Annotated in this window: 21 protein-coding genes; 13 read left to right on the forward strand and 8 right to left on the reverse strand. The window is 45.2% G+C overall.

Going from position 1 to position 21013, the window contains the following annotated elements; all coding sequences use genetic code 11:
• Window positions 1-32 precede the first annotated feature (32 nt).
• From ACV3PA_RS05215 to ACV3PA_RS05225, 3 genes are read right to left on the reverse strand one after another with little or no spacing between them, the layout of a single operon-like run.
• Window positions 33-380: an iron-sulfur cluster biosynthesis family protein gene (locus ACV3PA_RS05215; RefSeq protein ID WP_053454275.1), complete on the reverse strand. Its 348-nt coding sequence runs from the start codon at window positions 378-380 to the stop codon at window positions 33-35.
• Window positions 381-431: 51 nt separating this feature from the next.
• A complete protein-coding gene (locus ACV3PA_RS05220) occupies window positions 432-1163 on the reverse strand; it encodes a hypothetical protein (protein WP_053454274.1) in 732 nt (243 codons plus the stop codon).
• A gap of 59 nt (window positions 1164-1222) precedes the next feature.
• Complete coding sequence (locus ACV3PA_RS05225) at window positions 1223-2068, reverse strand: DegV family protein (RefSeq protein ID WP_053454273.1); 846 nt, start codon at window positions 2066-2068, stop codon at window positions 1223-1225.
• Between the two features lie 169 nt (window positions 2069-2237).
• On the opposite strand from ACV3PA_RS05225, the gene ACV3PA_RS05230 reads away from it, so the two are divergent.
• The 6 genes from ACV3PA_RS05230 to ACV3PA_RS05255 all read left to right on the forward strand — a co-directional run bounded on the left by ACV3PA_RS05230 (window position 2238) and on the right by ACV3PA_RS05255 (window position 7264).
• Window positions 2238-2801 (forward strand): helix-turn-helix domain-containing protein, encoded by a 564-nt coding sequence (locus ACV3PA_RS05230; protein WP_053454272.1) that lies wholly within the window; start codon window positions 2238-2240, stop codon window positions 2799-2801.
• 13 nt (window positions 2802-2814) lie between these two features.
• Entirely contained in the window at window positions 2815-3909 is a 1095-nt protein-coding gene (locus ACV3PA_RS05235; RefSeq protein WP_053454271.1) for an ABC transporter ATP-binding protein, read from the forward strand.
• Entirely contained in the window at window positions 3906-4715 is an 810-nt protein-coding gene (locus ACV3PA_RS05240) for an ABC transporter permease (protein WP_029342588.1), read from the forward strand. Before ACV3PA_RS05235 ends, ACV3PA_RS05240 begins: the two co-directional genes overlap by 4 nt.
• Complete coding sequence (locus ACV3PA_RS05245) at window positions 4715-5515, forward strand: ABC transporter permease (RefSeq protein ID WP_029342587.1); 801 nt, start codon at window positions 4715-4717, stop codon at window positions 5513-5515. The genes ACV3PA_RS05240 and ACV3PA_RS05245 overlap by 1 nt, the downstream gene beginning before the upstream one ends.
• A gap of 3 nt (window positions 5516-5518) precedes the next feature.
• On the forward strand, window positions 5519-6592 hold the full coding sequence (locus ACV3PA_RS05250) for an ABC transporter substrate-binding protein (RefSeq protein ID WP_456125785.1): 1074 nt from the start codon (window positions 5519-5521) through the stop codon (window positions 6590-6592).
• Between the two features lie 162 nt (window positions 6593-6754).
• Window positions 6755-7264 carry a hypothetical protein gene (locus tag ACV3PA_RS05255; RefSeq protein ID WP_053454269.1) on the forward strand — a complete coding sequence of 170 codons (510 nt, stop codon included), beginning with the start codon at window positions 6755-6757 and terminating at the stop codon, window positions 7262-7264.
• 30 nt (window positions 7265-7294) lie between these two features.
• On the opposite strand, the gene ACV3PA_RS05260 is transcribed toward ACV3PA_RS05255, so the two are convergent.
• Entirely contained in the window at window positions 7295-7903 is a 609-nt protein-coding gene (locus ACV3PA_RS05260) for a YktB family protein (RefSeq protein WP_053454268.1), read from the reverse strand.
• 133 nt (window positions 7904-8036) lie between these two features.
• Between ACV3PA_RS05260 and ACV3PA_RS05265 the strand changes: the two genes are divergently transcribed.
• Window positions 8037-9734: a GGDEF domain-containing protein gene (locus ACV3PA_RS05265; RefSeq protein WP_053454267.1), complete on the forward strand. Its 1698-nt coding sequence runs from the start codon at window positions 8037-8039 to the stop codon at window positions 9732-9734.
• Window positions 9735-9825: 91 nt separating this feature from the next.
• Here the strand turns inward: ACV3PA_RS05265 and ACV3PA_RS05270 are convergent, their stop codons facing one another.
• From ACV3PA_RS05270 to ACV3PA_RS05285, 4 genes are all read right to left on the reverse strand, one after another.
• Window positions 9826-10479 (reverse strand): homing endonuclease associated repeat-containing protein, encoded by a 654-nt coding sequence (locus ACV3PA_RS05270; RefSeq protein ID WP_053454266.1) that lies wholly within the window; start codon window positions 10477-10479, stop codon window positions 9826-9828.
• A gap of 268 nt (window positions 10480-10747) precedes the next feature.
• Window positions 10748-12397, reverse strand: coding sequence for a peptide ABC transporter substrate-binding protein (locus ACV3PA_RS05275; RefSeq protein WP_456125786.1), 1650 nt, complete (start codon window positions 12395-12397; stop codon window positions 10748-10750).
• A gap of 329 nt (window positions 12398-12726) precedes the next feature.
• On the reverse strand, window positions 12727-13176 hold the full coding sequence (gene bcp / locus ACV3PA_RS05280) for a thioredoxin-dependent thiol peroxidase (RefSeq protein WP_456125787.1): 450 nt from the start codon (window positions 13174-13176) through the stop codon (window positions 12727-12729).
• Window positions 13177-13188: 12 nt separating this feature from the next.
• Window positions 13189-14028, reverse strand: coding sequence for a hypothetical protein (locus ACV3PA_RS05285; RefSeq protein ID WP_053454263.1), 840 nt, complete (start codon window positions 14026-14028; stop codon window positions 13189-13191).
• A 121-nt stretch (window positions 14029-14149) separates the two neighbouring features.
• Between ACV3PA_RS05285 and ACV3PA_RS05290 the strand changes: the two genes are divergently transcribed.
• The 6 genes from ACV3PA_RS05290 to gatA all read left to right on the forward strand — a co-directional run bounded on the left by ACV3PA_RS05290 (window position 14150) and on the right by gatA (window position 21004).
• A complete protein-coding gene (locus tag ACV3PA_RS05290) occupies window positions 14150-14437 on the forward strand; it encodes a HesB/YadR/YfhF family protein (RefSeq protein ID WP_053454262.1) in 288 nt (95 codons plus the stop codon).
• Window positions 14438-14567: 130 nt separating this feature from the next.
• Window positions 14568-16112: an L-glutamate gamma-semialdehyde dehydrogenase gene (gene pruA, locus ACV3PA_RS05295; RefSeq protein ID WP_053454261.1), complete on the forward strand. Its 1545-nt coding sequence runs from the start codon at window positions 14568-14570 to the stop codon at window positions 16110-16112.
• A gap of 79 nt (window positions 16113-16191) precedes the next feature.
• The gene (putP, locus tag ACV3PA_RS05300; RefSeq protein ID WP_456125788.1) at window positions 16192-17703 is read left to right on the forward strand and encodes a sodium/proline symporter PutP; all 1512 of its coding nucleotides are present in this window, start codon (window positions 16192-16194) and stop codon (window positions 17701-17703) included.
• A 74-nt stretch (window positions 17704-17777) separates the two neighbouring features.
• Complete coding sequence (locus tag ACV3PA_RS05305; protein ID WP_456125953.1) at window positions 17778-19055, forward strand: Nramp family divalent metal transporter; 1278 nt, start codon at window positions 17778-17780, stop codon at window positions 19053-19055.
• Window positions 19056-19255: 200 nt separating this feature from the next.
• A complete protein-coding gene (gene gatC / locus ACV3PA_RS05310) occupies window positions 19256-19546 on the forward strand; it encodes an Asp-tRNA(Asn)/Glu-tRNA(Gln) amidotransferase subunit GatC (protein WP_023469336.1) in 291 nt (96 codons plus the stop codon).
• A gap of 15 nt (window positions 19547-19561) precedes the next feature.
• Window positions 19562-21004, forward strand: a complete 1443-nt coding sequence (gatA, locus tag ACV3PA_RS05315; protein ID WP_456125789.1) for an Asp-tRNA(Asn)/Glu-tRNA(Gln) amidotransferase subunit GatA — start codon at window positions 19562-19564, stop codon at window positions 21002-21004.
• The last annotated feature ends 9 nt before the right edge of the window (window positions 21005-21013 follow it).

Genomic DNA, 21013 nt, shown 5'->3' on the forward strand with positions numbered 1-21013 from the left:
TCCACGATGGAAGTTGCCTTTTTCATCTGTGTTTATGAACGAACCGCTAGGACACAGCCTGTCTGATCCGTCACGAGAACATTCGTATTGAAGTATTGACCATCACTTTTTAAAATGAGGGCTTTTTTCTCTGCATTGTAATCAAGCGTCATTTCTTGATCGAGGAAATGGCTCGACCACCGTTTGACGAGGACGGGACCGACGTTCGAGTCGATCGTCATGTCTTCCGGTGTCGCTTCATCGACGATACGAATGCTGAAAATACCAGAGTTTCCGCAACCGCAACCCTCTGTATCATAGTAGAGGTGTAGTTGGCCGGATACTTCACCGCGTAATTGGCGAACCCGTTCCTGAGCGGGTGGTGTAAATGTGATGTTCATAGTCATTCACTCCTTTCCTCTAGTATACGCCGTTTGAAGCAGAAAATAACGTCACTTGCTCACGCTGACTTGGCGACGCATCCGAACGAGAAGGAAGATATAACCGGCAAGCAACAAGACGACACTCCCGAGAACGGTCGTATCGACGAGACCATTGTCGGACTCGAAATTGATTGCGATATACGCCCAAACGAAGACGAGCGGATAAATCGGATCACGGTTAGCGAACATGAAGAGAAGAGCGACGACGACACCAACAACGAGCATAATCATCGTCCAACCAGCATCTCCGATTCCGAGCCAAGATGTCACACCTTCTGCGTTGATCGTTAAGAAGATGTCCGCAATTGTTGCGACCGATACCCAGCCGAGATACAGCGAAAATGGTAATTTGAAACGTAACCCTTTCGTCTCACGATCGATTTTTGAATAGATGACGATCAATGATAGCAATAGACCGACAATGACGACGACTGAGACGACAAACAGTTCGAATGTGAACGAAACGATCCAACCGGCATTGAACAGACAACTGATCAAGAACCACGGTCCAATTTTTTTCGCGAGTTCATGTTCCTTGAATTTCGGAATCGATTGCAAAATCAACCAAATGAGTAATACCGTATAAATCAATCCCCAAATTGAGAACGCATACCCGGCAGGTTTGAACAGTGTGATGATCGAGTCGGAAATCCGTCCTGTCTTTCCACCATCAAGGGCATTCACGGCAATCGTGAAGATGAAGCCGACCCAGTTGAGCCAAATCCATTTATTATTTTTCAAACAAAAAACCTCCTTTATTCTCTAAAGAAGGTTTACCCAAAAATCATTTTCATTAGTCATCACGGTCGGCTCGTTGGATTTAAAAAGGACATGCCAATGGCTGGGTTTCCTGTATGCGAACCGAGAACGGGCGTTAAATCATCAATGCGGACACGCACATCAAACTGCGATTCAAGGCGTTGTTTCCATTCCAGTGCGAGTTCATAGGCTGTCGCGTGGAACAAGGAGATGTCTGTCACCTGTCCTCGTTCAATGATCGTGACGAGGTGATCGAAAATCTTCGAATGGGCTTTCTTGAACGTCCGAACGGTTTGATAGGGAACGATCTTTCCTTCCTCGAAGTGGAACAACGGACGAAGCTGCAACAAGTTGCCGACGAATGCTTTTGTAGAAGAGATGCGTCCACCGGCTTGTAATTGATCGAGATTCGCAACAGTGAACTCGATATGATGGTCGAAACGACGCTCAAGAATGATCTGTTCGACAGATTCGATCGAATGTCCGGCTTCGACGAGTTCAATGGCTTCCGCAAGAAGTTGACCAGCCGGGTAAATCCCACAACGGGAATCAATCGCAATCAAGCGGAAACCAGCAATCTCTGCACCTTGGACGGAAGCGCTATACGTTCCACTCAGCTCACTTGATAAGTGAACAGCAAAACCGACATCATATTCTTCTTTTAATCGTTCATAGTGTTCCGTGAAACTACCGATCGAAGGTTGGCTCGTTGTCACTTTGTGTTTTGCATCAATCCAGCTATAAACGGTTTCTGCATCCACATCGACACCATCAATGAAACTTTCTCCATCCTTCATGACGAGTAAAGGGACAACCGAAAGATCATCACGCTGAGCGATCGTATCCGGTAAAATCGTTGTACTATCAGTGATCCAAGCGATCCGCATAACAAGTTCCTCCTTAAATTAGTACCTGATAATAATTGTAGGTGTAAGCGTTCTTGCTGTCAAATGAACATTAAAAAATATCGAACGTTTTAGTTGATTAAATAATAAAATACGCTATAATCGGTACGTGATTAGTAAACTTTTAGTCATCTTATACTAAACTAGGCAGATGAGAGGAGGACGTCGATTGTACTCAATCGGTCAAAAAATCAAAAACCTCCGTCTTCAAAAGGGATTGACCCAAGAGGAACTAGGGGAAAGAACAGACCTGAGTAAAGGGTATATCTCGCAACTCGAACGGGAAATCAGTTCACCGTCGATCGAGACGCTGTTTCACCTCCTTGAAGTCCTTGGCATTTCACCAAAAGATTTCTTTGATGAGGACACACTCAATCAAAAAGTTGTTTACGGAGAAGAAGATGTCACGACGTATGCAGATGAAGCGCAAGGATACCATGTCACATGGCTGATTCCAGAATCGAACGAAAAAGAGATGGAACCGGTCCTGCTGACACTCGCGCCAGGTGGAGCCTTCAAGACATACGAACCGTCGGGTGCTGAGACATTCGTCTATGTGCTTGCAGGAACCGTCACGCTGATGCTTGGTCGTCAGTCTTTCGTAGCAAAACAAGGGGAGACACTTTACTATAAAGCTTCAGAAATCCATCAACTACGCAATGAGTCCACACAAGAGACGAAGGTCCTTGTGACTGCGACCGACTCATACTTATAAAGGAGGAACTAGATTGGCAGATACTACGATCATTCAATTCAAGGACGTCACGAAACGATATGACGATCAGACCGTCCTCGACCAAGTGAGCTTCGAAATCGAACGCGGGAAGTTTTATACCTTACTCGGACCATCGGGTTGTGGGAAAACGACGATCTTACGATTGATTGCCGGCTTTTCAGAAGCGACAGAGGGAGACATCGTCTTCAACGGAAAACGCATCAATGATGTACCAGCGAACAAACGTCAAGTCAATACCGTCTTTCAGGATTACGCGCTCTTCCCACATTTAAATGTCTTTGAAAACATCGCCTTCGGTCTTCGAATCAAGAAGGTCAAAGAAGCGGAAATCGCACAACGTGTGACCGATGCGTTGAAGTTCGTCAACTTGTCCGGCTATGAAAAGCGGGAAATCACGGAGATGTCGGGTGGACAACGACAACGTGTCGCGATTGCCCGAGCAATCGTTAATGAGCCGGAAGTTATCTTGCTTGATGAGCCGCTTTCAGCGCTCGACTTGAAATTACGGACAGAGATGCAATATGAACTCCGTGATTTGCAACGTCGTCTTGGGATCACGTTCATCTTCGTCACGCACGACCAAGAAGAAGCACTTGCGATGTCGGATGAGATCTTCGTCCTTAATCATGGTGTCATTCAACAATCGGGTACGCCGACAGATATCTACGACGAACCGATCAACCGCTTCGTCGCTGATTTCATCGGGGAGTCGAACATCATTCCAGGGCGCATGGTCGAAGATTACCGGGTCTGGTTCGCAGAAAAGGAATTTGAATGTGTTGACCGGGGTCTTGAACTGAACGAACCGGTCGAGATCGTCATCCGTCCGGAGGATCTTGAGATCACAAACGTGACACAAGGGAAACTGCAAGTCACTGTTGATTCGCAACTCTTCCGTGGCGTGCACTATGAGATCGCCTGCATGGATGAAGTCGGCAACGAATGGCTCGTCCATAGTACGAAAAAAGCAACAGTGGGTGAGCAAATCGGTCTGACATTTGATCCAGAAGCGATCCACGTCATGCGATTGAACGAGACAGAGGAAGAATTTGATAAGCGTCTGGAATCTTACGACGGGGTGTTATGATGCAGAAATCACGTAACTGGTATCTCATTCCGTATCTATTCTGGATCGCCTTGTTCGTCATCGCACCGATCGTCCTCGTCGTCTATTATTCGTTTCTCGACCTAGACGGTAATTTCTCGTTTGAGAACTACCAGAACTTCTTTACGTCGACTTATTTGACGATGACGCTCAGTTCGTTTTGGTACGCCTTTTTAATCACAGTGTTTTCACTCTTGATTGGTTATCCGACGGCCTATCTCTTGACGAAAACAAAACACAAGCAACTGTGGTTGTTACTGATCATCTTACCGACATGGATTAACCTATTATTGAAAGCTTATGCGTTCATCGGGTTGTTCAGTACGTATGGTCTAGCGAATCAAACGCTTGAAGCGATCGGCATCGGACGGCAACAGATTCTCTTTACCGACTTCAGTTTTGTTTTCGTATCGGTCTATATCTTCATTCCGTTCATGATCTTGCCGATTTTCAATGCGATTGAAAAACTCAGTCCGTCACTCGTCTTCGCTGCACGTGACCTCGGAGCATCGAACTTCACGACATTCCGTCGTGTCGTCTTCCCACTGACGCTTGACGGTGTGAAATCAGGCTGTCAGCTCGTTTTCATTCCAGCATTGTCGCTGTTCATGATTACACGTCTGATTGCCGGGAACCGCGTCATCACGCTCGGTACGGCGATTGAACAGCAGTTCCTCGTGACGCAGAACTGGGGTATGGGAGCAACGATTGCCGTCTTCCTCATTATCGCGATGGCGATCATCCTTGCCTTGACGAGTACGAAACGGAAGAAAGGAGCGACGACTTGATGAAACGTCTGAAACTAGCAAATCTTTATCTGATCGGTGTCTTCATCATTTTGTATGCTCCGATTTTCTATCTCGCGTTCTATTCATTCAACAGCGCCGATAACATGACGAACTTCGATTCGTTTACGTGGGACTGGTACAAGGAAGTCTTCCAAGACTCACGCTTGTTGATCATCGTCTTGAACACGCTTGTCATTGCCTTGTTGTCAGCCGCGATCTCGACGATTCTTGGCGTGTTCGGAGCGATTGGAATTCAAGCCGTCCGCAAGAAACGTGTCGAGACGTCATTACTGACACTGAACAGCATCTTGATCGTCAGTCCGGATGTCATCATCGGGGCATCGTTCTTGATTTTCTTCACGCTACTTGGCATCCAGCTTGGATTTACGTCGGTCTTACTGTCGCACATCGCGTTCTCAGTACCAATCGTCGTCATTCTCGTTTTGCCGAAGTTACAAGAGATGAGTCCAACGCTCGTCGATGCAGCACGTGACTTAGGGGCGAGCCGCTGGGATGTCTTGACGAAAGTCATTTTGCCGTATATCACGCCTGGTATCTTCGCCGGATTCTTTACGGCATTGACATACTCACTGGACGATTTTGCTGTGACGTTCTTCGTGACAGGAAACGGCTTTACGACACTATCTGTAGAGATCTACTCACTCGCCCGTCAAGGGATTTCGATGAAGATCAATGCCTTGTCGACTGTCATCTTCCTGTTTACGTTCTTACTCGTCATCGGCTACTACTTCTTGAACCAACGAGCTGCTACGAAGCTTTCACGACCGGAGGTGAAATGACCGTTGAAAAAATTGATTCAATTGTTCGCCGCGATTTTCCTGATCTCAGGTGTCATTCTTTTCACCTTGAATCAGTTAAATGAGACACAAGGATATTCAGGTAAAAATGTCCTGAACATCTACAACTGGGGCGATTATATCGACCCAGCACTGATCAAACAGTTTGAAAAGGAGAGCGGCATCAAGGTCGTCTATCAAACATTCGATTCAAACGAAGCGATGCTGACGAAAATCGAACAGGGTGGAACGACGTACGATATTGCCGTTCCGTCTGATTACGCGATCGCGAAGATGATCGATGAGAAGCTTGTTCTACCGATCGACCATCAAAAGATTCCAAACCTCAAGAACATCGATTCGCGTTTTTTGGATTTATCATTTGACCCGAAAAACAAGTATTCGATTCCGTATTTCTGGGGAACAGTTGGGATCGTCTATAATAAAGACTTGATTGGTGGGAAGAAACCGACAAGCTGGAAGGATCTTTGGGATCCAAAGCTGAAGAATCAAATTCTACTCGCTGACGGTGCTCGAGAAGTCATGGGGATGAGCTTAAATAGTCTTGGTTATTCGTTGAATGAAACGGATGAATCAAAATTACAAGAAGCAAAAGCAAACTTGATGCGTCTGACACCAAACGTCAAAGCAATCGTTGGTGACGAAATCAAGTTACTCCTCGCGAATGAAGAAGCAGGACTCGGTGTCGTCTGGTCTGGTGATGCAAACGAGATCATGAGCGAAAACGAGAACCTTGACTACGTGATTCCAAAAGAGGGGTCAAACGTCTGGTTCGATAATGTCGTCATTCCAAAAACGGCTAAAAACGTCGAAGGTGCGCATGAATTTATCAACTTCATGTTGCGCCCAGATATTTCAGCGAAGAATGCTGACTACGTTGGGTATTCGACACCGAACAAAGAAGGCTTGAAGTTGCTCGACAAATCGGTTCGTACTGACGAACGATTCTATCCTGATAAACAAGTTACGGATACGCTTGAAGTCTATGAGAACCTCGGTAAGAAGATGCTCGCTCATTACAACGAGTTGTTTCTCGAGTTTAAGATGCATAAAAAATGAGGAAGAACCTAGTGTCAGGAGACACTAGGTTCTTTTTGTTTATACTTATAGAAAAGTAAAAATAAACTTCCATAAAAAAACTATAAAAACTGAATAATTTTTTGAAATAGGGGAATCAGTTTATTATCAACGCTTTTTATAGGCGCAGAGGAGGACATCATCATGAAACAAGTCTTAGGAATCATCTTAACTGCCGCACTCACTGTCAGTATTGTGTCAGGCACTTCATATAATCAACCGGTCGAAGCAACGAAACAGACTGATGTCAAATGGCTTCAAGAAATTCAGACACAAGCGAAACAAGCACGTTCACTCGATGGAAAAGTCGTTCTTGAAAAAACGACACTTGCGCAAGTACATAAAGCGTACAAAGGCGAAAAGAGTTCGAACTGGTGCCAAAGTGGAAATGGCTTAACGTCAGCGGATCAAGCAATGCATTATTGTTCAACGTACGGTGTGAAGGATGCAAAAGCGAAAGTCAGTGCCATCGTTTATGATCCAAAACAGGTTAAACGGACGGTTACAGTCAAAGATGTCAAACAAGCATACTCGAAAGCAAAACTCGATAAAACATTCAATGTCATGACTGTTTCCTCAAAACAGGTCAACATTTATCTAAATTTAAACTCTGACCGTACACAAGTCATGTCAATTCTAGTAAAATATAACTAATGAAAAGGATGACCGATTCGGCCATCCTTTTTATTTAATCGTTTTATAGAGTGGTACGAGATGCGAGTAGGTATTTCGAATCACATCTAACAATTCTTCACGTGTTAATGTACTCACTTGTTTTGCTGAAATGTGACGTCCAACGAGGAATTCTGCTTTTTTGACATCATGGAAGCGTTTTAACCCTGATTGGATGTCGGTCTCGTGTACGAGAACAGCATCTTTTTTCATATGATCGTATGAGATGACGAAGTCTTTCGGGAGTTTTGTTAGCAAATCCGTGTGTTCGAGTAGTTGAGAGGCGTACTGTTGTTTGTTTGGAAGCTCGTAAATATAGGCAAGCCAAATGAACAGATGGTCATCAAACAGTCCGACTTGAAAATGTGGATGCTTTTTATAGCCGCGTTTATCTGGTGAGAAAGCCATCCACGTATCTTGTGGTGGATTTACTTTGCGTCTAGCATGTTGTGCAATATGAACGTGCATATCTTCTTCTATCGCCATGATCAAGTCAGGTGCGACTTCGTGACCGATATCTCGAAAAATTGGTTGGATTCGTTCGCGAATGGCACTCATTCGTGAATCAAGACCGTCAATGTGAAACGTATCAAAAGCATGTTGAGTAAACGTTTTTGTCATAAAAAATCACCTCATGTATGAGTGTATCAAAAGAAACGATTCAAGTTCGACATTTTGCTCAAAAAAATGAATAATGAAATTAACAATTTATTACAATTTTAGACGATAAATGAAAGAGGAAGGGGAATGTCTAGTGCGCCGTTTTCAACAATATCTCCTTCGAAGCTGGGTTGTGTTTTTCTTAATCGTGATTGGCATCGATCTTTTTGCGAAGTCTAAGGATTATAGCCTCAGCGTCGACTTATTTACATTTTTATTAATTGCTGCCTTATCCACTATTTTTGTCGTCGATCCAGTTCGCCGTCGACATATGAGCTTTACGTTTCATTTTGGTTTTGTGCTGTTCACGTTTTTGACATATGGTATGCTCTCTGCCATCTGCGTGGGACAGGTCACTATGTTGATTTATCAATTGCGTACGATTCATACGCCAGTCGGAAGGCGACGGATGCTACATAATTATCCGTTCAATGTTGCGCTAGAACTTTTCTTAATCGTGCCGGCAGGTCTTGCTTATAATCTCTTAGGTGGGACACACGGTGATGCCTTTCAATTAACTGACAATATCATTCCATTGCTTGCGATGGTCATTATTTTATGGATCGTTTTATTGTTGCAGTATCAGCTTTCACGATTTCTTTTGGGGGAGAACATTCCAAGTGATGTCATGTTTCAGCTGTTACGCTTTGAAGCAGTTGTGATCACGGCAGAACTGTTATACGGCATTTTCAGTACGCTCGTCGTGCAAGGAAACGGGAACAGCGGACTTGTAATGGCAGCGTTTGCACTCTTCATCATCAAGCGATCTCTCGGTAGCTCTGTCGAGGCATCGGATCGGATCGAGCACTGGGAACAAATTGAACGTTTAAAAGAAGCAGCATGGAAAGACGGTGATGCGCAGTTTATCATCGAACGTTATCTACGACAGCTTAATCAATTCGTCAAACCTGATATCGCTTGGATCAAATTTGATTTTGAAGAAGGAAAACAGAGTGTCTATTATTCATTAAAAGATGGTCGGAAGTTAAAAGCTGATCATGTCGAAGGACGAATCATTGAAGACATCATTGAAAAAGAGGAAGTATTGATTTATGGTATGCAGCAGGAGTGGGATATTCGACTGTATGACTGTTTACCAGAAGAGATTCAATCCGTGTTGTTTATTCAACCTGAAGCAACGGAGACGATCAACTGTTCACTATTGCTTGCATCGGAAGCAAGTGGAGAGTTTACAAAAGATTTTGGCTACGAATTATACCGGGCACTACGTGTCTTATCTTGGGCTGTAGAACGAGCGCATGAACGCGAGCGACTTTTGATTGATAGCCGAACAGATGCGATGACGAAATTACCTAATTATCGTGCGTTACAAGAGTGGGGTGATCGTCGGATTAAACAACGTGATCTTTATCCGTTCTCCGCATTAATGATTGATCTCGATCACTTTAAACAAATCAATGATACGTACGGTCATGAAATTGGGGACGTCGTCTTATTTGAAGTGGCTAAGCTCTTGATGCAAGCTACGCGAATAACGGATCTCGTTGCACGTTATGGAGGAGAAGAATTCGTTATCTTACTGCCGAATACGGATCTGGAATCTGCACAGATCGTTGCGGAGCGTATTCGAGAAACGTTGCACACGCATCCGATTTTAGTGGAAGGTCATACACTTGAGATTACAGCGAGTATCGGTGTTGACACGCTAAAAGAACTTGGTGATTTAGCGAGTTTGATACGGAATGCAGACCGCGCGATGTATGTCGGAGCGAAATTCCAAGGACGCGACCGTGTCGCATCATATCAAGAGTGGAAAGAAAAGGTTATTTAATTCAAACAGTAAAGATGACGGTGACGTCATCTTTTTTTGATGAAAAAAAGTCCTTTCGGCTAGACAGAAAGGACTAAAAAGATAAATGAGTTCATTGAGCTTGTTGTTGTTTAGTAAGACGAATTTCATTTTCAATGGCATGGATAGCAGCAGACCATGAGCCATAACGATGCAATAAAGCTTTCGTCGAGGGCTTATTGTTTCGTTTCGCCCATTCTCGATAGGCTTCAAATGAAAGTGAAAATCCTACTTCCTCGATAGCTTGACGAAGCGAGGCAGCGAGTTCAGCTTTTGAGTAAGTCACACTAGCTTCGAGCCCTGCTGCAGTACAGGCATCATGCCATGACCCGAACATCTTGACGATATGATAGTGACTCGGTGCATGATGAACGGATTTACGCCACATTTGATACTTCTTGAGTGTGATGGTAGAGCCGACATCTTGAGCATAACGATTGAATGATTTTAAAATTTCATCTTTTGTATACTTCGGTGCACGCTCGAGTTCTTCGGGTTGCTGATCAACGTTCCATTCGTAACCTGCTGCAGACAAAGCTTCTGGCCAAGAACCAAATTGACGAACGATATTTTCTGGCTGTGGCCAGTCATTGACGAGGGCATAACGACGATAGACTGTTCGTCTTGGGCGGTCCTGGATGAGTTCACCGACTGCGCGAATCGCTTCAATCATCTCGAGCTGTTCTTCTGTATAACTCTTTTGATTTGTAAGTACGCGTTGCTTCATGAGTGAGTCCTCCTTCCTAGTAAAGTAGAGTATTGAGGCAAAAGTCCTCTGTGGTAAATATATCGGTTCATTTCCATTAATTATGAATAAATTTAATGAATTATTGTAAAAAAAGTGAATCGGATTCTTTGCTAGTATAAAACGAAGTCATAAAAATGAAAACAGAATGACACGAAATTTTAATGCTATTCAGAAAAATAGGACAAAGGACACAGGTGGAAAAAAAGACCAGACACGCTCGTCAGCGAATCTGGTCTTTTGATGTAACTTATTTTCCTTCGATTGATGCCCATTTGTATGAAGTATCAGCACCGACTTTATGGTTGACGATACCTTTAACATACGGCTTACGTAAGTAGGAAGCCCCACGCTGGTACATGACAGAGATCGCTTGATCGTCCTCTAGGAGAGTTTTCTCAGCGTCTTTAAGCGACTGCCAACGTTTTTCAGCGTCTACTTCTTTTTGAGCTGATTTGATGAGTGAATCATATTTATCGCTTGAGTACTTACCACGGTTGTATGGTCCACCTGTTACCCACATATCGAGGAACGTCATCGGATCCTGGTAATCAGGTCCCCATCCTGCGAATGATAGTTCGAACTCACCTTTTGATTCTAACTCAAGTTTGTTTTTGAACGGCTGTTGTTTGATCGTGACTTCAAGACCTGGAAGGTTTTTCTCCCATTCGCCTTTAAGGTACTCAGAGATTTTCTTCGAGTTATCGTCATCGTACGAAAGAAGCTCGAGTTTGACTGATTTTTTACCGATATCTTTCAATCCTTTTTCGAACGATGATTTCGCAGAAGACGCATCGAATGAACCGAATCCTTCGTTGCCATCACGGAAGTCTTTACCGTCTGGACCTTTAGCGAATTCTTTTGGAACATAGTAATAAGCTGGGATTGAACCGTTGTTTAAAAGAACTTTTGCCATCTGCTCTTTATCGTACCCAGAGTCAATCGCTTTACGGATATCTTTATTTTTCAAGAGTTCATTCTTGAAGTTCATTTGGATATAGTACATCGATGCATCAAGGCGTGTATCGAAGTCTTTGTTGTCTTTGTACTGATCAACGAATTCGCTTGTCAGACCAACTTGATCGATATCACCTTTTTCGTACAAGTTGACTGCAGTCGATGTTTCCTTAACGACTTTGTAGTTGATCTCTTCGAGTTTAACGTTGTCTTTATCCCAGTACTGATCGTTTTTCTTGTAGCTCCAACCGACCTCTGTTTTCCAGTCTGATAAGACGAATGGTCCGTTGTAGAGGAATGTATCTGGCTTCGTCGCGAAGTTTTTCCCTTGTTTTTCAACAAATTCTTGTTTCAATGGCATGAATGAACCGAAACCAGTCAATGATTTAAAGTATTCAGCTGGTTGTGTTAGCTTAACTTCAAGTGTTTTATCGTCAACTGCTTTAACGGCAACATCATCTGCTTTTCCTTTTCCTGTGTTATACGCTTCAGCACCATCGATGAGATACATGATATACGCATATTGTGAACCACTTTTTGGATCAAGAACACGTTTCCATGCATACTCGAAGTCTTTTGCTGTAACATCACTGCCATCCGACCATTTAGAATCACGAAGCTTGAACGTGTATGTAAGTCCATCTTCCGAAACATCAACACTTTCCGCAACACCTGGTGTAGCTTCTTGTTTGTCATCAAGACGGAATAGACCTTCTTGGACGTTGTTCAATACTGTGAAGGATACTGAGTCTGTTGCGACTGTTGGGCTAAGTGCTGGAATATCTGAAGCACTTGTTAAATTTAAGATTTGTTTGTCTGAAGATTTTTCTCCAGATGTCGAACCGCCTTCTTTTTTACCTTCCTCTGCCGTCGAACATGCAGCAAGACTTGATCCAGCGATTGTCAGTGCTCCTACGAGTGCAAGTGCTTTTTTCTTCTTCATAAAGTAAATCCCTCCCAAAAGAAATAGATATATCTGGTGAAACGATAAGAACCGATAGGATAGCGATCCGGTGTCCGACTAAAAATAAGAGGGGTCATCGCCTTTTATTCTTAAGCTGTGGAAAGCACCGGATCAACTTGTTATCAATAATAAATACAATATTCAGAAAAATCAATAGAATATTTTCAGATTATTTCAAAATTATTAAATTTATGTGTGATACCAATGGTTTTTTTATTTAATTATTTTTATCTAAGGATAAAATTAGGAGTTTTTTGAATGTTTGAATACAAAAAGAACCAGTTGATTCAATCAACTGGTTTTTTGCATTATTTTTGTTGTTGCACATACTGAAGTGCTTCTGCAACGTGATCTTTTACTTTCACACTGCGCCATTCCTTCACGATTTCACCGGACTCATCGATTAGAAATGTTGAACGAACAATCCCAAAATATTCCTTACCGTAATTCTTTTTTAGTTTCCAAACACCGTACTGTTCACAGACTTCATGATCGACATCTGATAACAATTGGAATGGTAATTCATATTTTGCGATAAAATTCTGATGTCGTTTCTGACTATCGGCAGAGACTCCCAAAATGACGGTATTGTTTTCTTCAAACGCTTGCGTCGCATCTCGGAAATCACATGCCTCAGTCGTACAACCAGGTGTTGAATCCTTCGGATAGAAATAAAGTACGACTTTTTTTCCACGATAATCCTCGAGGGAAATCGAGTCTCCTTGTGCGTTCGGAAGGGTGAATGTAGGTGCTTGCATGAAAAATCCTCCTTATCCTAGTTCCATATTTAATTGATCCGCATATTTCTCAAGCTTTTTTTGAAGACTTTCTTTCAATGGATCGAGAGCAATCAAGTATTTCTCATAATCCGTACCGGCTTTTGCTGTCTTCATGAGAAGTGGTTGTTCTTCCTCATACCAATCTGCATAATCCTCGTAGTAGTCGGCGAGCGTCTCAGGATTTCCTTCGTTCTTTAGCGCCTCACCATAAATCATGAGAATGTTACTGTTCATCTCAAGCGCCATATAATCGGTTTGCGCATTGACGCGAGAGAAGACCGCATCCTGCTCTTTTTCATCCGTTTTTCCGATCTCGTCGGCGGCTTTTGCATTGACGCCATACTCATCAGCATTAAATCCAACGAACATGTCACCAAGTGTCGAGAAGACGGACGGATCGAATGTCGTAGGAGTTAGGACGATTTTCCATTCATCGTCTTTCTTTAATAACAGTTTTGACCCACGGTTCGGGAGAATTGATCCTTTCGCATCCTTGAATTCGTGGATGATATAAGCGACGTCGCCCTTTTGGAACGACTTGATGACCTTACCGGGAACGACGTTCAAATTCTTCGCACCAACGGCGAGTGGTTCGAGTTGTTTTGCGTCACCTGTATATTCAATCGATGCGAGATTTTTTGCATCTGCTCGTCCTGATTGACCGAGCGTTTTTTCATATGTTTGATAGACATCGAGAACGGCTTGTTCTGCCTTCTGTTGTTTCGTTTCCGTCGTCTTCGGGGATTTGGTATCTGTAGAAGACGGGGAATCGTTTCCGCAACCGACGAGTACGAGACTGGTCGCAAGCAAGACTACGAGCGATCGTTTCATTCGAATTCCTCCTAGATGAGTGTTTCATGGTGATTCCATAGCTAATCTTGTCTCTACCATACAGGAAATTCGCTTTTTTGAGTAGGATATCGGTACACTAAACGAAAGGAGAGTGATAGAAATGAAAATTCATATTACAGATGAGGCATTGCAATACTTTAAAGATGAGATGGAAGCAAAATCGGGCGATACGATTCGCTTCTTCGCAAAATATGGTGGATCAACGGATTTAACACAAGGTTTCTCGGTTGGCGTTCATATGGAAGAGGTCGAACGAGTGGCAGTCGAAGAGGTCGTCGACGGCATTCATTTCGTCGTCTCGGATCAAGATGACTGGTTATTCCAAGGTCAGGACGTCAAAGTCTCGATCGAACATGAAGAGATCGTCTTTTCACAAGCGAAGGAATAATAGAGAAACAAGGGGTGACCGAATCGGTCGCTCCTTTATTTTTTTGACTAGAATAATTGTAAGCGGACTCATGCTTCTGTACAATGGAGAATGTAAGCGATTTAAAGTAGAGATTAAAGGGGGAATAGAGATGATTCCGTACAAACACGAACCATTCACGGACTTCTCACAAGAAGCAAACAAGAAAGCGTTCGAAGAGGCACTTGCACTCGTCACGCAAGAACTCGGCAAAGATTATCCGCTCGTCATCGGTGGAAAACATGTGACGACGGAAGATAAAATCGTCTCCGTCAATCCGGCTAACAAAGAAGAGATCGTCGGACGTGTCTCAAAAGCGACACAAGAACATGCAGAAGAAGCGATGCAAGCAGCAGTCACAGCCTTCGAAACATGGAAATTCGTCAATCCGTCTGTACGTGCGGACGTCCTATTCAAAGCAGCGAACATCATCCGTAAGCGGAAGCATGAGTTCTCTGCCTACCTCGTTAAAGAAGCAGGGAAGCCTTGGAACGAAGCGGATGCGGATACAGCAGAAGCAATCGATTTCCTCGAATACTACGCACGTCAGATGCTCGTCTTAAAAGACGGCAAAAAAGTCGAGAGTCGTCCAGGCGAATATAACCGTTATGACTACATTCCACTTGGTGTCGGTGTCATCATCTCACCATGGAACTTCCCACTCGCGATCATGGCTGGAACAGCAGTCGCAGCAATCGTGGCAGGGAACCCGATCCTCTTGAAACCAGCATCGACGACACCGGTCGTCGCGGCGAAATTCGTCGAAGTAATGGAGCAAGCAGGTCTTCCTGCAGGTGTCTTGAACTTCGTACCAGGTTCAGGAGCAGAAGTCGGTGACTACCTCGTCGACCATCCGAAAACACGCTTCATCAGCTTCACAGGATCACGTGATGTTGGTCTTCGCATCAACGAGCGGGCATCGAAATTGAACGAAGGTCAAATCTGGCTCAAACGCGTCATCGCGGAAATGGGCGGAAAAGACACGATGGTCATCGATGAGTCAGCTGATCTCGATTACGCAGCAGACATGATCACAAAAGCAGCGTTCGGATTCTCCGGTCAAAAATGTTCAGCTTGTTCACGTGTCGTCGCACTCGACTCTGTCTATGACGAGTTGCTCGAAAAAGTTGTCGCGAACACGAACAAACTCAGCATCGGTAACCCAACGGATGTCGCAAACAATGTCGGACCGGTCATCGACGCGGCAGCGTTCAAGAAAATCACATCGTACTTCGACGTTGCAAAAGAAGAAGGGCGCATCGTCGCAGGTGGTACAGCGGATGATTCAACAGGATTCTTCGTCTCACCGACAGTCGTCGCTGACGTTCAACCAAAAGATCGTTTGATGCAAGAAGAGATCTTCGGACCAGTCGTTGCCTTTACGAAAGCGAAAGATTTCAAAGAAGCAATCGACATCGCGAACAACACGGAATACGGCTTGACAGGTGCTGTCATCACACAAGACCGGACGAATCAAGAGTACGCACGTGCGAACTTCCACGTCGGTAACCTCTACTTCAACCGTGGTTGCACAGGCGCTATCGTTGGTTACCAACCATTCGGTGGATTCAACATGTCAGGTACGGATTCAAAAGCAGGCGGACCAGATTACTTGACTTTGCATCTTCAAGCAAAAACAACTTCAGAAATGTTCTGAAATGGTGTTTAATAGATGAAACGGGTGTGCGACCTGCATGCCCGTTTTTCTTATATCACGAAAAAAAGGGGGAGCAAGGATGAACGGAATGTGGTTCGCGATTTTGCTGTATCTCGGACTGATGGTCGCACTAGGCGTCATTGCGTATTATCGGACGAAGAACATGAATGACTACATGCTTGGGGGACGTACGATTGGTCCCGTCGTCACGGCACTCTCTGCAGGAGCAAGTGACATGAGTGGCTGGCTGTTGATGGGATTACCGGGTGCGATGTATGCAACTGGTCTGTCCAGTGGATGGATCGTCATTGGATTACTACTTGGCGCTTATGCCAACTGGTTACTCGTCGCGCCGCGTCTGCGTGCGTATACGGCACATGCAGGGGATGCGATCACGATTCCCAATTACTTTGAAAAACGATTCCATGATAAAAGTGGTGTTTTGCGTACAGTTTCAGCTGGAGTTATCTTAATATTCTTTATAATGTACGCATCAAGCGGTTTTGTCGCCGGTGGTCGTTTGTTCGAAGCCGTCTTTGGTCTTGAATATACGACGGGTCTTTGGATTTTAGCGGGTGTCGTCATTGCTTACGTCTTCCTTGGTGGTTTCCTTGCTGTCAGTTGGACGGACGTCGTCCAAGGGATGATCATGGTTATCGCGCTACTGATCGTACCAGCTGTCGCCCTTACTTTAAGTGGCGGGATCAACGAGACGCTCGAGACGATCCGGTCGACGGATGGATCGAAACTGGAACTCTTCAAAGGAACGACGACGATTGGTATCATCTCGCTTCTCGCCTGGGGACTTGGTTACTTTGGTCAACCGCATATCATCGTTCGTTTCATGGCGATTCGTAACTTGCATGAGATGAAGTCAGCACGTCGCGTCGGCATGATTTGGATGACATTCTCGATCGTCGGAGCAATGGTGACGGGTTTAATCGGATATGCCTATTTCACACAACAAAGTGCTGGATTAAAAAATCCAGAGAACGTCTTCATTCAATTATCACGTGATCTCTTCCCGGGATTCATTACAGGGCTACTGCTAGCAGCCTTACTCGCTGCAATCATGTCGACGATCTCGACGCAGCTCCTCGTCTCTTCGAGTGCGGCAACGAATGATTTCTATCACCGTTTCTTTAAACGGAGTGCCTCAGACCGCGAATTGATGGTCATGGGTCGCGTCATGGTTCTAGTCGTTGCGGTTCTCGCGATTCTCTTATCGTTCGGCGCGCAGAAGTCGATTTTAACGCTTGTCGGATACGCGTGGGCTGGTTTTGGTTCAGCGTTCGGACCGGTCGTTCTTTTCAGTTTGCTCTGGCGCCGGATGAACAAGACGGGAGCACTGGCTTCAATGATTACGGGATCCGTCGTCGTCATCGCTTGGATCCTTATCAATCAGAACGTCGCCGGATTACCATCGTACATTTCAGAAATGTACGAGATGATTCCAGCTTTCATCGCTTCGACGATTGCGCTCGTCATCGGTAGTCTCGTGACGAAGGAACCAAGTCAAGCCATCTATGACGAGTTCGATCAAGTTCAAGCACAGCTAAAAGGTGCGGAACCTGAGCGAAAAATCGTCTAAATGAAAAAAGGTGTTTCCTATATTATAGGAGGCACCTTTTTTATTTACTTACTACTTTGTTATTTACCATAAACATATTTGTTGCGCATGCGCAAAATAAGCGTATAATAAAAACAAAAAGTGAGGTGAAGGAGATGGCGACACAGCCACTTACACAAGATTTACCAAGAAAACGGACATATCTCGGGCCAGCGTTCGTCGCTGCCGTCGCCTATCTTGATCCGGGGAATTTCGCGACGAACATGACGGCGGGTGCCCAGTATGGCTACTTGTTGCTCTGGGTCATTGTTGCCTCGAACTTGATGGCAGTCGTCATTCAGTTCCTATCAGCCAAACTCGGGATCGTCAGTAATCTCAGTTTGGCAGAAGTCATTCGCGAGGAATTATCGCCAGTCAGTCGCTTCTTCTACTGGGTACAAGCCGAACTCGTCGCGATGGCGACGGATCTCGCGGAATTCGTCGGAGCAGCGCTCGGATTTCATTTACTGTTTGCGATCGATTTACGAATGGCAGCCCTTTTAACAGCTGTACTGTCCTTCGTCATCCTCGGGTTCGAGCAAAAGGGACTCCGGCATTTTGAAGCCGTCATCGCGGTGCTTGTCCTCATCATCGCAGCGGCTTTTGCGATTGAAGTATTTGAAGTTCATCCGGTCTTCCGTGATTTATCAGCGGGGCTAATCCCGGGATTCGAAGGCACATCGAGCATCGTCCTTGCTGCCGGAATGCTTGGGGCAACTGTCATGCCACACGCGATCTATCTTCATTCCGATTTAACAAAGCGACGGATGGGGCACGTTGCGAATAAAGCATCGATGTTACGCATCCAACGCTTCGATATCTGGGGTGCGATGTTGATTGCCGGAGCGGTCAACGGAGCGATGCTTGTCATCGCAGCAAGTGTCTTTTACGGCACGTCATACCAAGCCGGTTCGTTAGAAGAAATCTATGAAGGACTGCATGTCACGCTCGGTGGTATCGCGCCGTATCTGTTTGCGATTGCCTTACTCGTCTCGGGTCTCGCTTCTTCAAGTGTTGGTACGATGTCGGGGGACGCGATCATGCGTGGCTTCTTGCATCTTCAATTACCGTTGTTCGTCCGACGGACCGTGACGATGTTACCGGCAATTTTACTGCTCTTCTCGGGCTTTGATCCGACGCGCGCACTCGTCCTCAGTCAGGTCGCCTTATCGTTCGGGATTCCGTTCGCGCTGATTCCGTTGATTCGGGCAACAGCAAGTGAGCGATACATGGGAGAACACCGGAATAGTCGGTTCATGAACGCGTTGGCCTGGGTGATCGTCTCAATCGTCATTGTCTTCAATGTCTATCTGCTCATTGATGTATTAGTATGAATATTCAGTATTTTTGTTTCGTCTGATTTAAAGCGGGTATTTCATAACTAGAAGCTTTCCGCCCGGAAGCTTTGCTACCCCTATAAGGACGATGGTGCGGACCTCCCCCCGATGCACCATCGTCTTTTTTGTCTGGACGAAAAGTGCTATGATTAGAAATAGTGTAAAATATATTGCAAAAGTTCCGGAGGTGGAATGACATGGCAAAGATTAATGAGGAGCAAGTCCGCCACGTGGCGCATTTGGCACGCCTTGCCGTGACAGATGAAGAAGTAGCACAATTCACAGGACAACTCGAGAAAATTCTTGGGTTCGCTGAACAATTAAATGAACTCGATACGACGGGCGTCGAACCAACGACACACGTCCTCGATTTAAAGAACGTCCTACGTAAGGACGAAGTACGTCCATCGCTTCCGCGTACGGAAGTAGAACGACTCGCACCAGATTGGGAAGACGGACAAGTCCGCGTCCCAGCGGTGTTCGAATAAGGAGGAAATGACCCGATGTCACTTTTTGAACATGGTGTCAAAACACTACACACACTCATTCAGGATGGCGAAGTCAAAGTTTCTGAACTCGTCCAAGAATCTTTTGATCAAATCGACCGTGTCGATGGGAAAATCGGTGCGTTTCTCTCATTGAATGAAGAAGCGTTCGAACAAGCAAAACGTATGGATGACGTCGCGAAACACGAAGCAAATCCATTGTTTGGTCTTCCAATCGGCGTGAAGGATAACATCGTCACGAAAGGGATGACGACGACATGTGGTTCGAAATTCCTCGAGAACTTCGTACCGGCACATGATGCGACAGTCGTCGAGCGTCTGCATGAAGCAGGGGCAATCACGATCGGTAAATTGAACATGGATGAGTTCGCGATGGGTTCATCAAACGAGAACTCGGCGTATAAACCAGTCCGTAATCCATGGGATACAAACCACGTCCCAGGCGGTTCTTCGGGTGGTTCAGCGGCAGCTGTCGCAGCAGGCGAAGTCTTATTCAGCCTTGGTTCGGATACAGGTGGTTCAATTCGTCAACCGGCTGCTTATTGTGGTGTCGTCGGTTTAAAACCAACTTACGGTCTTGTCTCACGCTTCGGTCTCGTAGCGTTCGCGTCATCGCTTGACCAAATTGGTCCATTGACACGAACGGTCGAAGACAACGCCTATCTCTTGAGTGCGATCGCAGGACATTGTGAGATGGATTCGACGTCTGCGAACGTAGCAGCAACGGATTACACGCAAGCATTGACAGGCGATATCAAAGGTCTGAAGATCGCCGTTCCGAAAGAATACTTCGGTGAGGGTGTCAGTGAAGGCGTCAAAGCCAACATCCGTGAAGCGATCCAAAAACTCGAAGCACTCGGTGCGACGGTTGACGAAGTTTCACTCCCAAACTCGAAATACGCGCTTGCGACGTACTACTTACTTGCTTCATCGGAAGCATCATCGAACCTCGCACGCTTTGACGGCATTCGTTACGGTGTCCGTGCCGAAGCGGACGCACTTGAAGACGTCTTCAAGTATTCCCGTTCACAAGGATTCGGAGATGAAGTCAAACGTCGGATCATGCTCGGAACGTACGCGCTCAGCTCAGGTTATTACGATGCGTACTATAAAAAAGCACAACAAGCCCGGACGCTGATCAAAAAAGATTTCGACGATGTCCTCGCGAACTATGACGTCATCATCGGACCAACAGCGCCGACACCAGCATTCGAACTTGGTGCACAACTCGATGATCCCGTCACGATGTATGCGAATGACATCTTGACGATTCCAATCAACTTGGCAGGTGTCCCAGCAATCTCGGTTCCAGCTGGATTCGTCGACGGACTTCCGGTCGGCTTACAAATCATTGGAAAACATTTCGATGAGGCGACGATCTATCGCGCTGCGCATGCGTTTGAGCTTGCGACAGGTGGATTCGCGCTTCCGAAGTTATAAGGAGCGAAT

The sequence above is a fragment of the Exiguobacterium sp. EA-TM-5 genome (assembly GCF_053878415.1).

Bases quoted from the DNA above. Each gene is read 5' to 3' on its own strand.
- ACV3PA_RS05245 (WP_029342587.1), top strand. From the start codon at position 4,715: ATGAAACGTCTGAAACTAGCAAATCTTTATCTGATCGGTGTCTTCATC.
- putP (WP_456125788.1), top strand. From the start codon at position 16,192: ATGAACGGAATGTGGTTCGCGATTTTGCTGTATCTCGGACTGATGGTC.
- ACV3PA_RS05260 (WP_053454268.1), bottom strand. From the start codon at position 7,903: ATGACAAAAACGTTTACTCAACATGCTTTTGATACGTTTCACATTGAC.
- ACV3PA_RS05225 (WP_053454273.1), bottom strand. From the start codon at position 2,068: ATGCGGATCGCTTGGATCACTGATAGTACAACGATTTTACCGGATACG.
- ACV3PA_RS05215 (WP_053454275.1), bottom strand. From the start codon at position 380: ATGAACATCACATTTACACCACCCGCTCAGGAACGGGTTCGCCAATTA.
- ACV3PA_RS05290 (WP_053454262.1), top strand. From the start codon at position 14,150: ATGAAAATTCATATTACAGATGAGGCATTGCAATACTTTAAAGATGAG.
- ACV3PA_RS05285 (WP_053454263.1), bottom strand. From the start codon at position 14,028: ATGAAACGATCGCTCGTAGTCTTGCTTGCGACCAGTCTCGTACTCGTC.
- gatC (WP_023469336.1), top strand. From the start codon at position 19,256: ATGGCAAAGATTAATGAGGAGCAAGTCCGCCACGTGGCGCATTTGGCA.
- bcp (WP_456125787.1), bottom strand. From the start codon at position 13,176: ATGCAAGCACCTACATTCACCCTTCCGAACGCACAAGGAGACTCGATT.
- ACV3PA_RS05270 (WP_053454266.1), bottom strand. From the start codon at position 10,479: ATGAAGCAACGCGTACTTACAAATCAAAAGAGTTATACAGAAGAACAG.
- ACV3PA_RS05275 (WP_456125786.1), bottom strand. From the start codon at position 12,397: ATGAAGAAGAAAAAAGCACTTGCACTCGTAGGAGCACTGACAATCGCT.
- ACV3PA_RS05255 (WP_053454269.1), top strand. From the start codon at position 6,755: ATGAAACAAGTCTTAGGAATCATCTTAACTGCCGCACTCACTGTCAGT.
- pruA (WP_053454261.1), top strand. From the start codon at position 14,568: ATGATTCCGTACAAACACGAACCATTCACGGACTTCTCACAAGAAGCA.
- ACV3PA_RS05240 (WP_029342588.1), top strand. From the start codon at position 3,906: ATGATGCAGAAATCACGTAACTGGTATCTCATTCCGTATCTATTCTGG.
- gatA (WP_456125789.1), top strand. From the start codon at position 19,562: ATGTCACTTTTTGAACATGGTGTCAAAACACTACACACACTCATTCAG.
- ACV3PA_RS05230 (WP_053454272.1), top strand. From the start codon at position 2,238: ATGAGAGGAGGACGTCGATTGTACTCAATCGGTCAAAAAATCAAAAAC.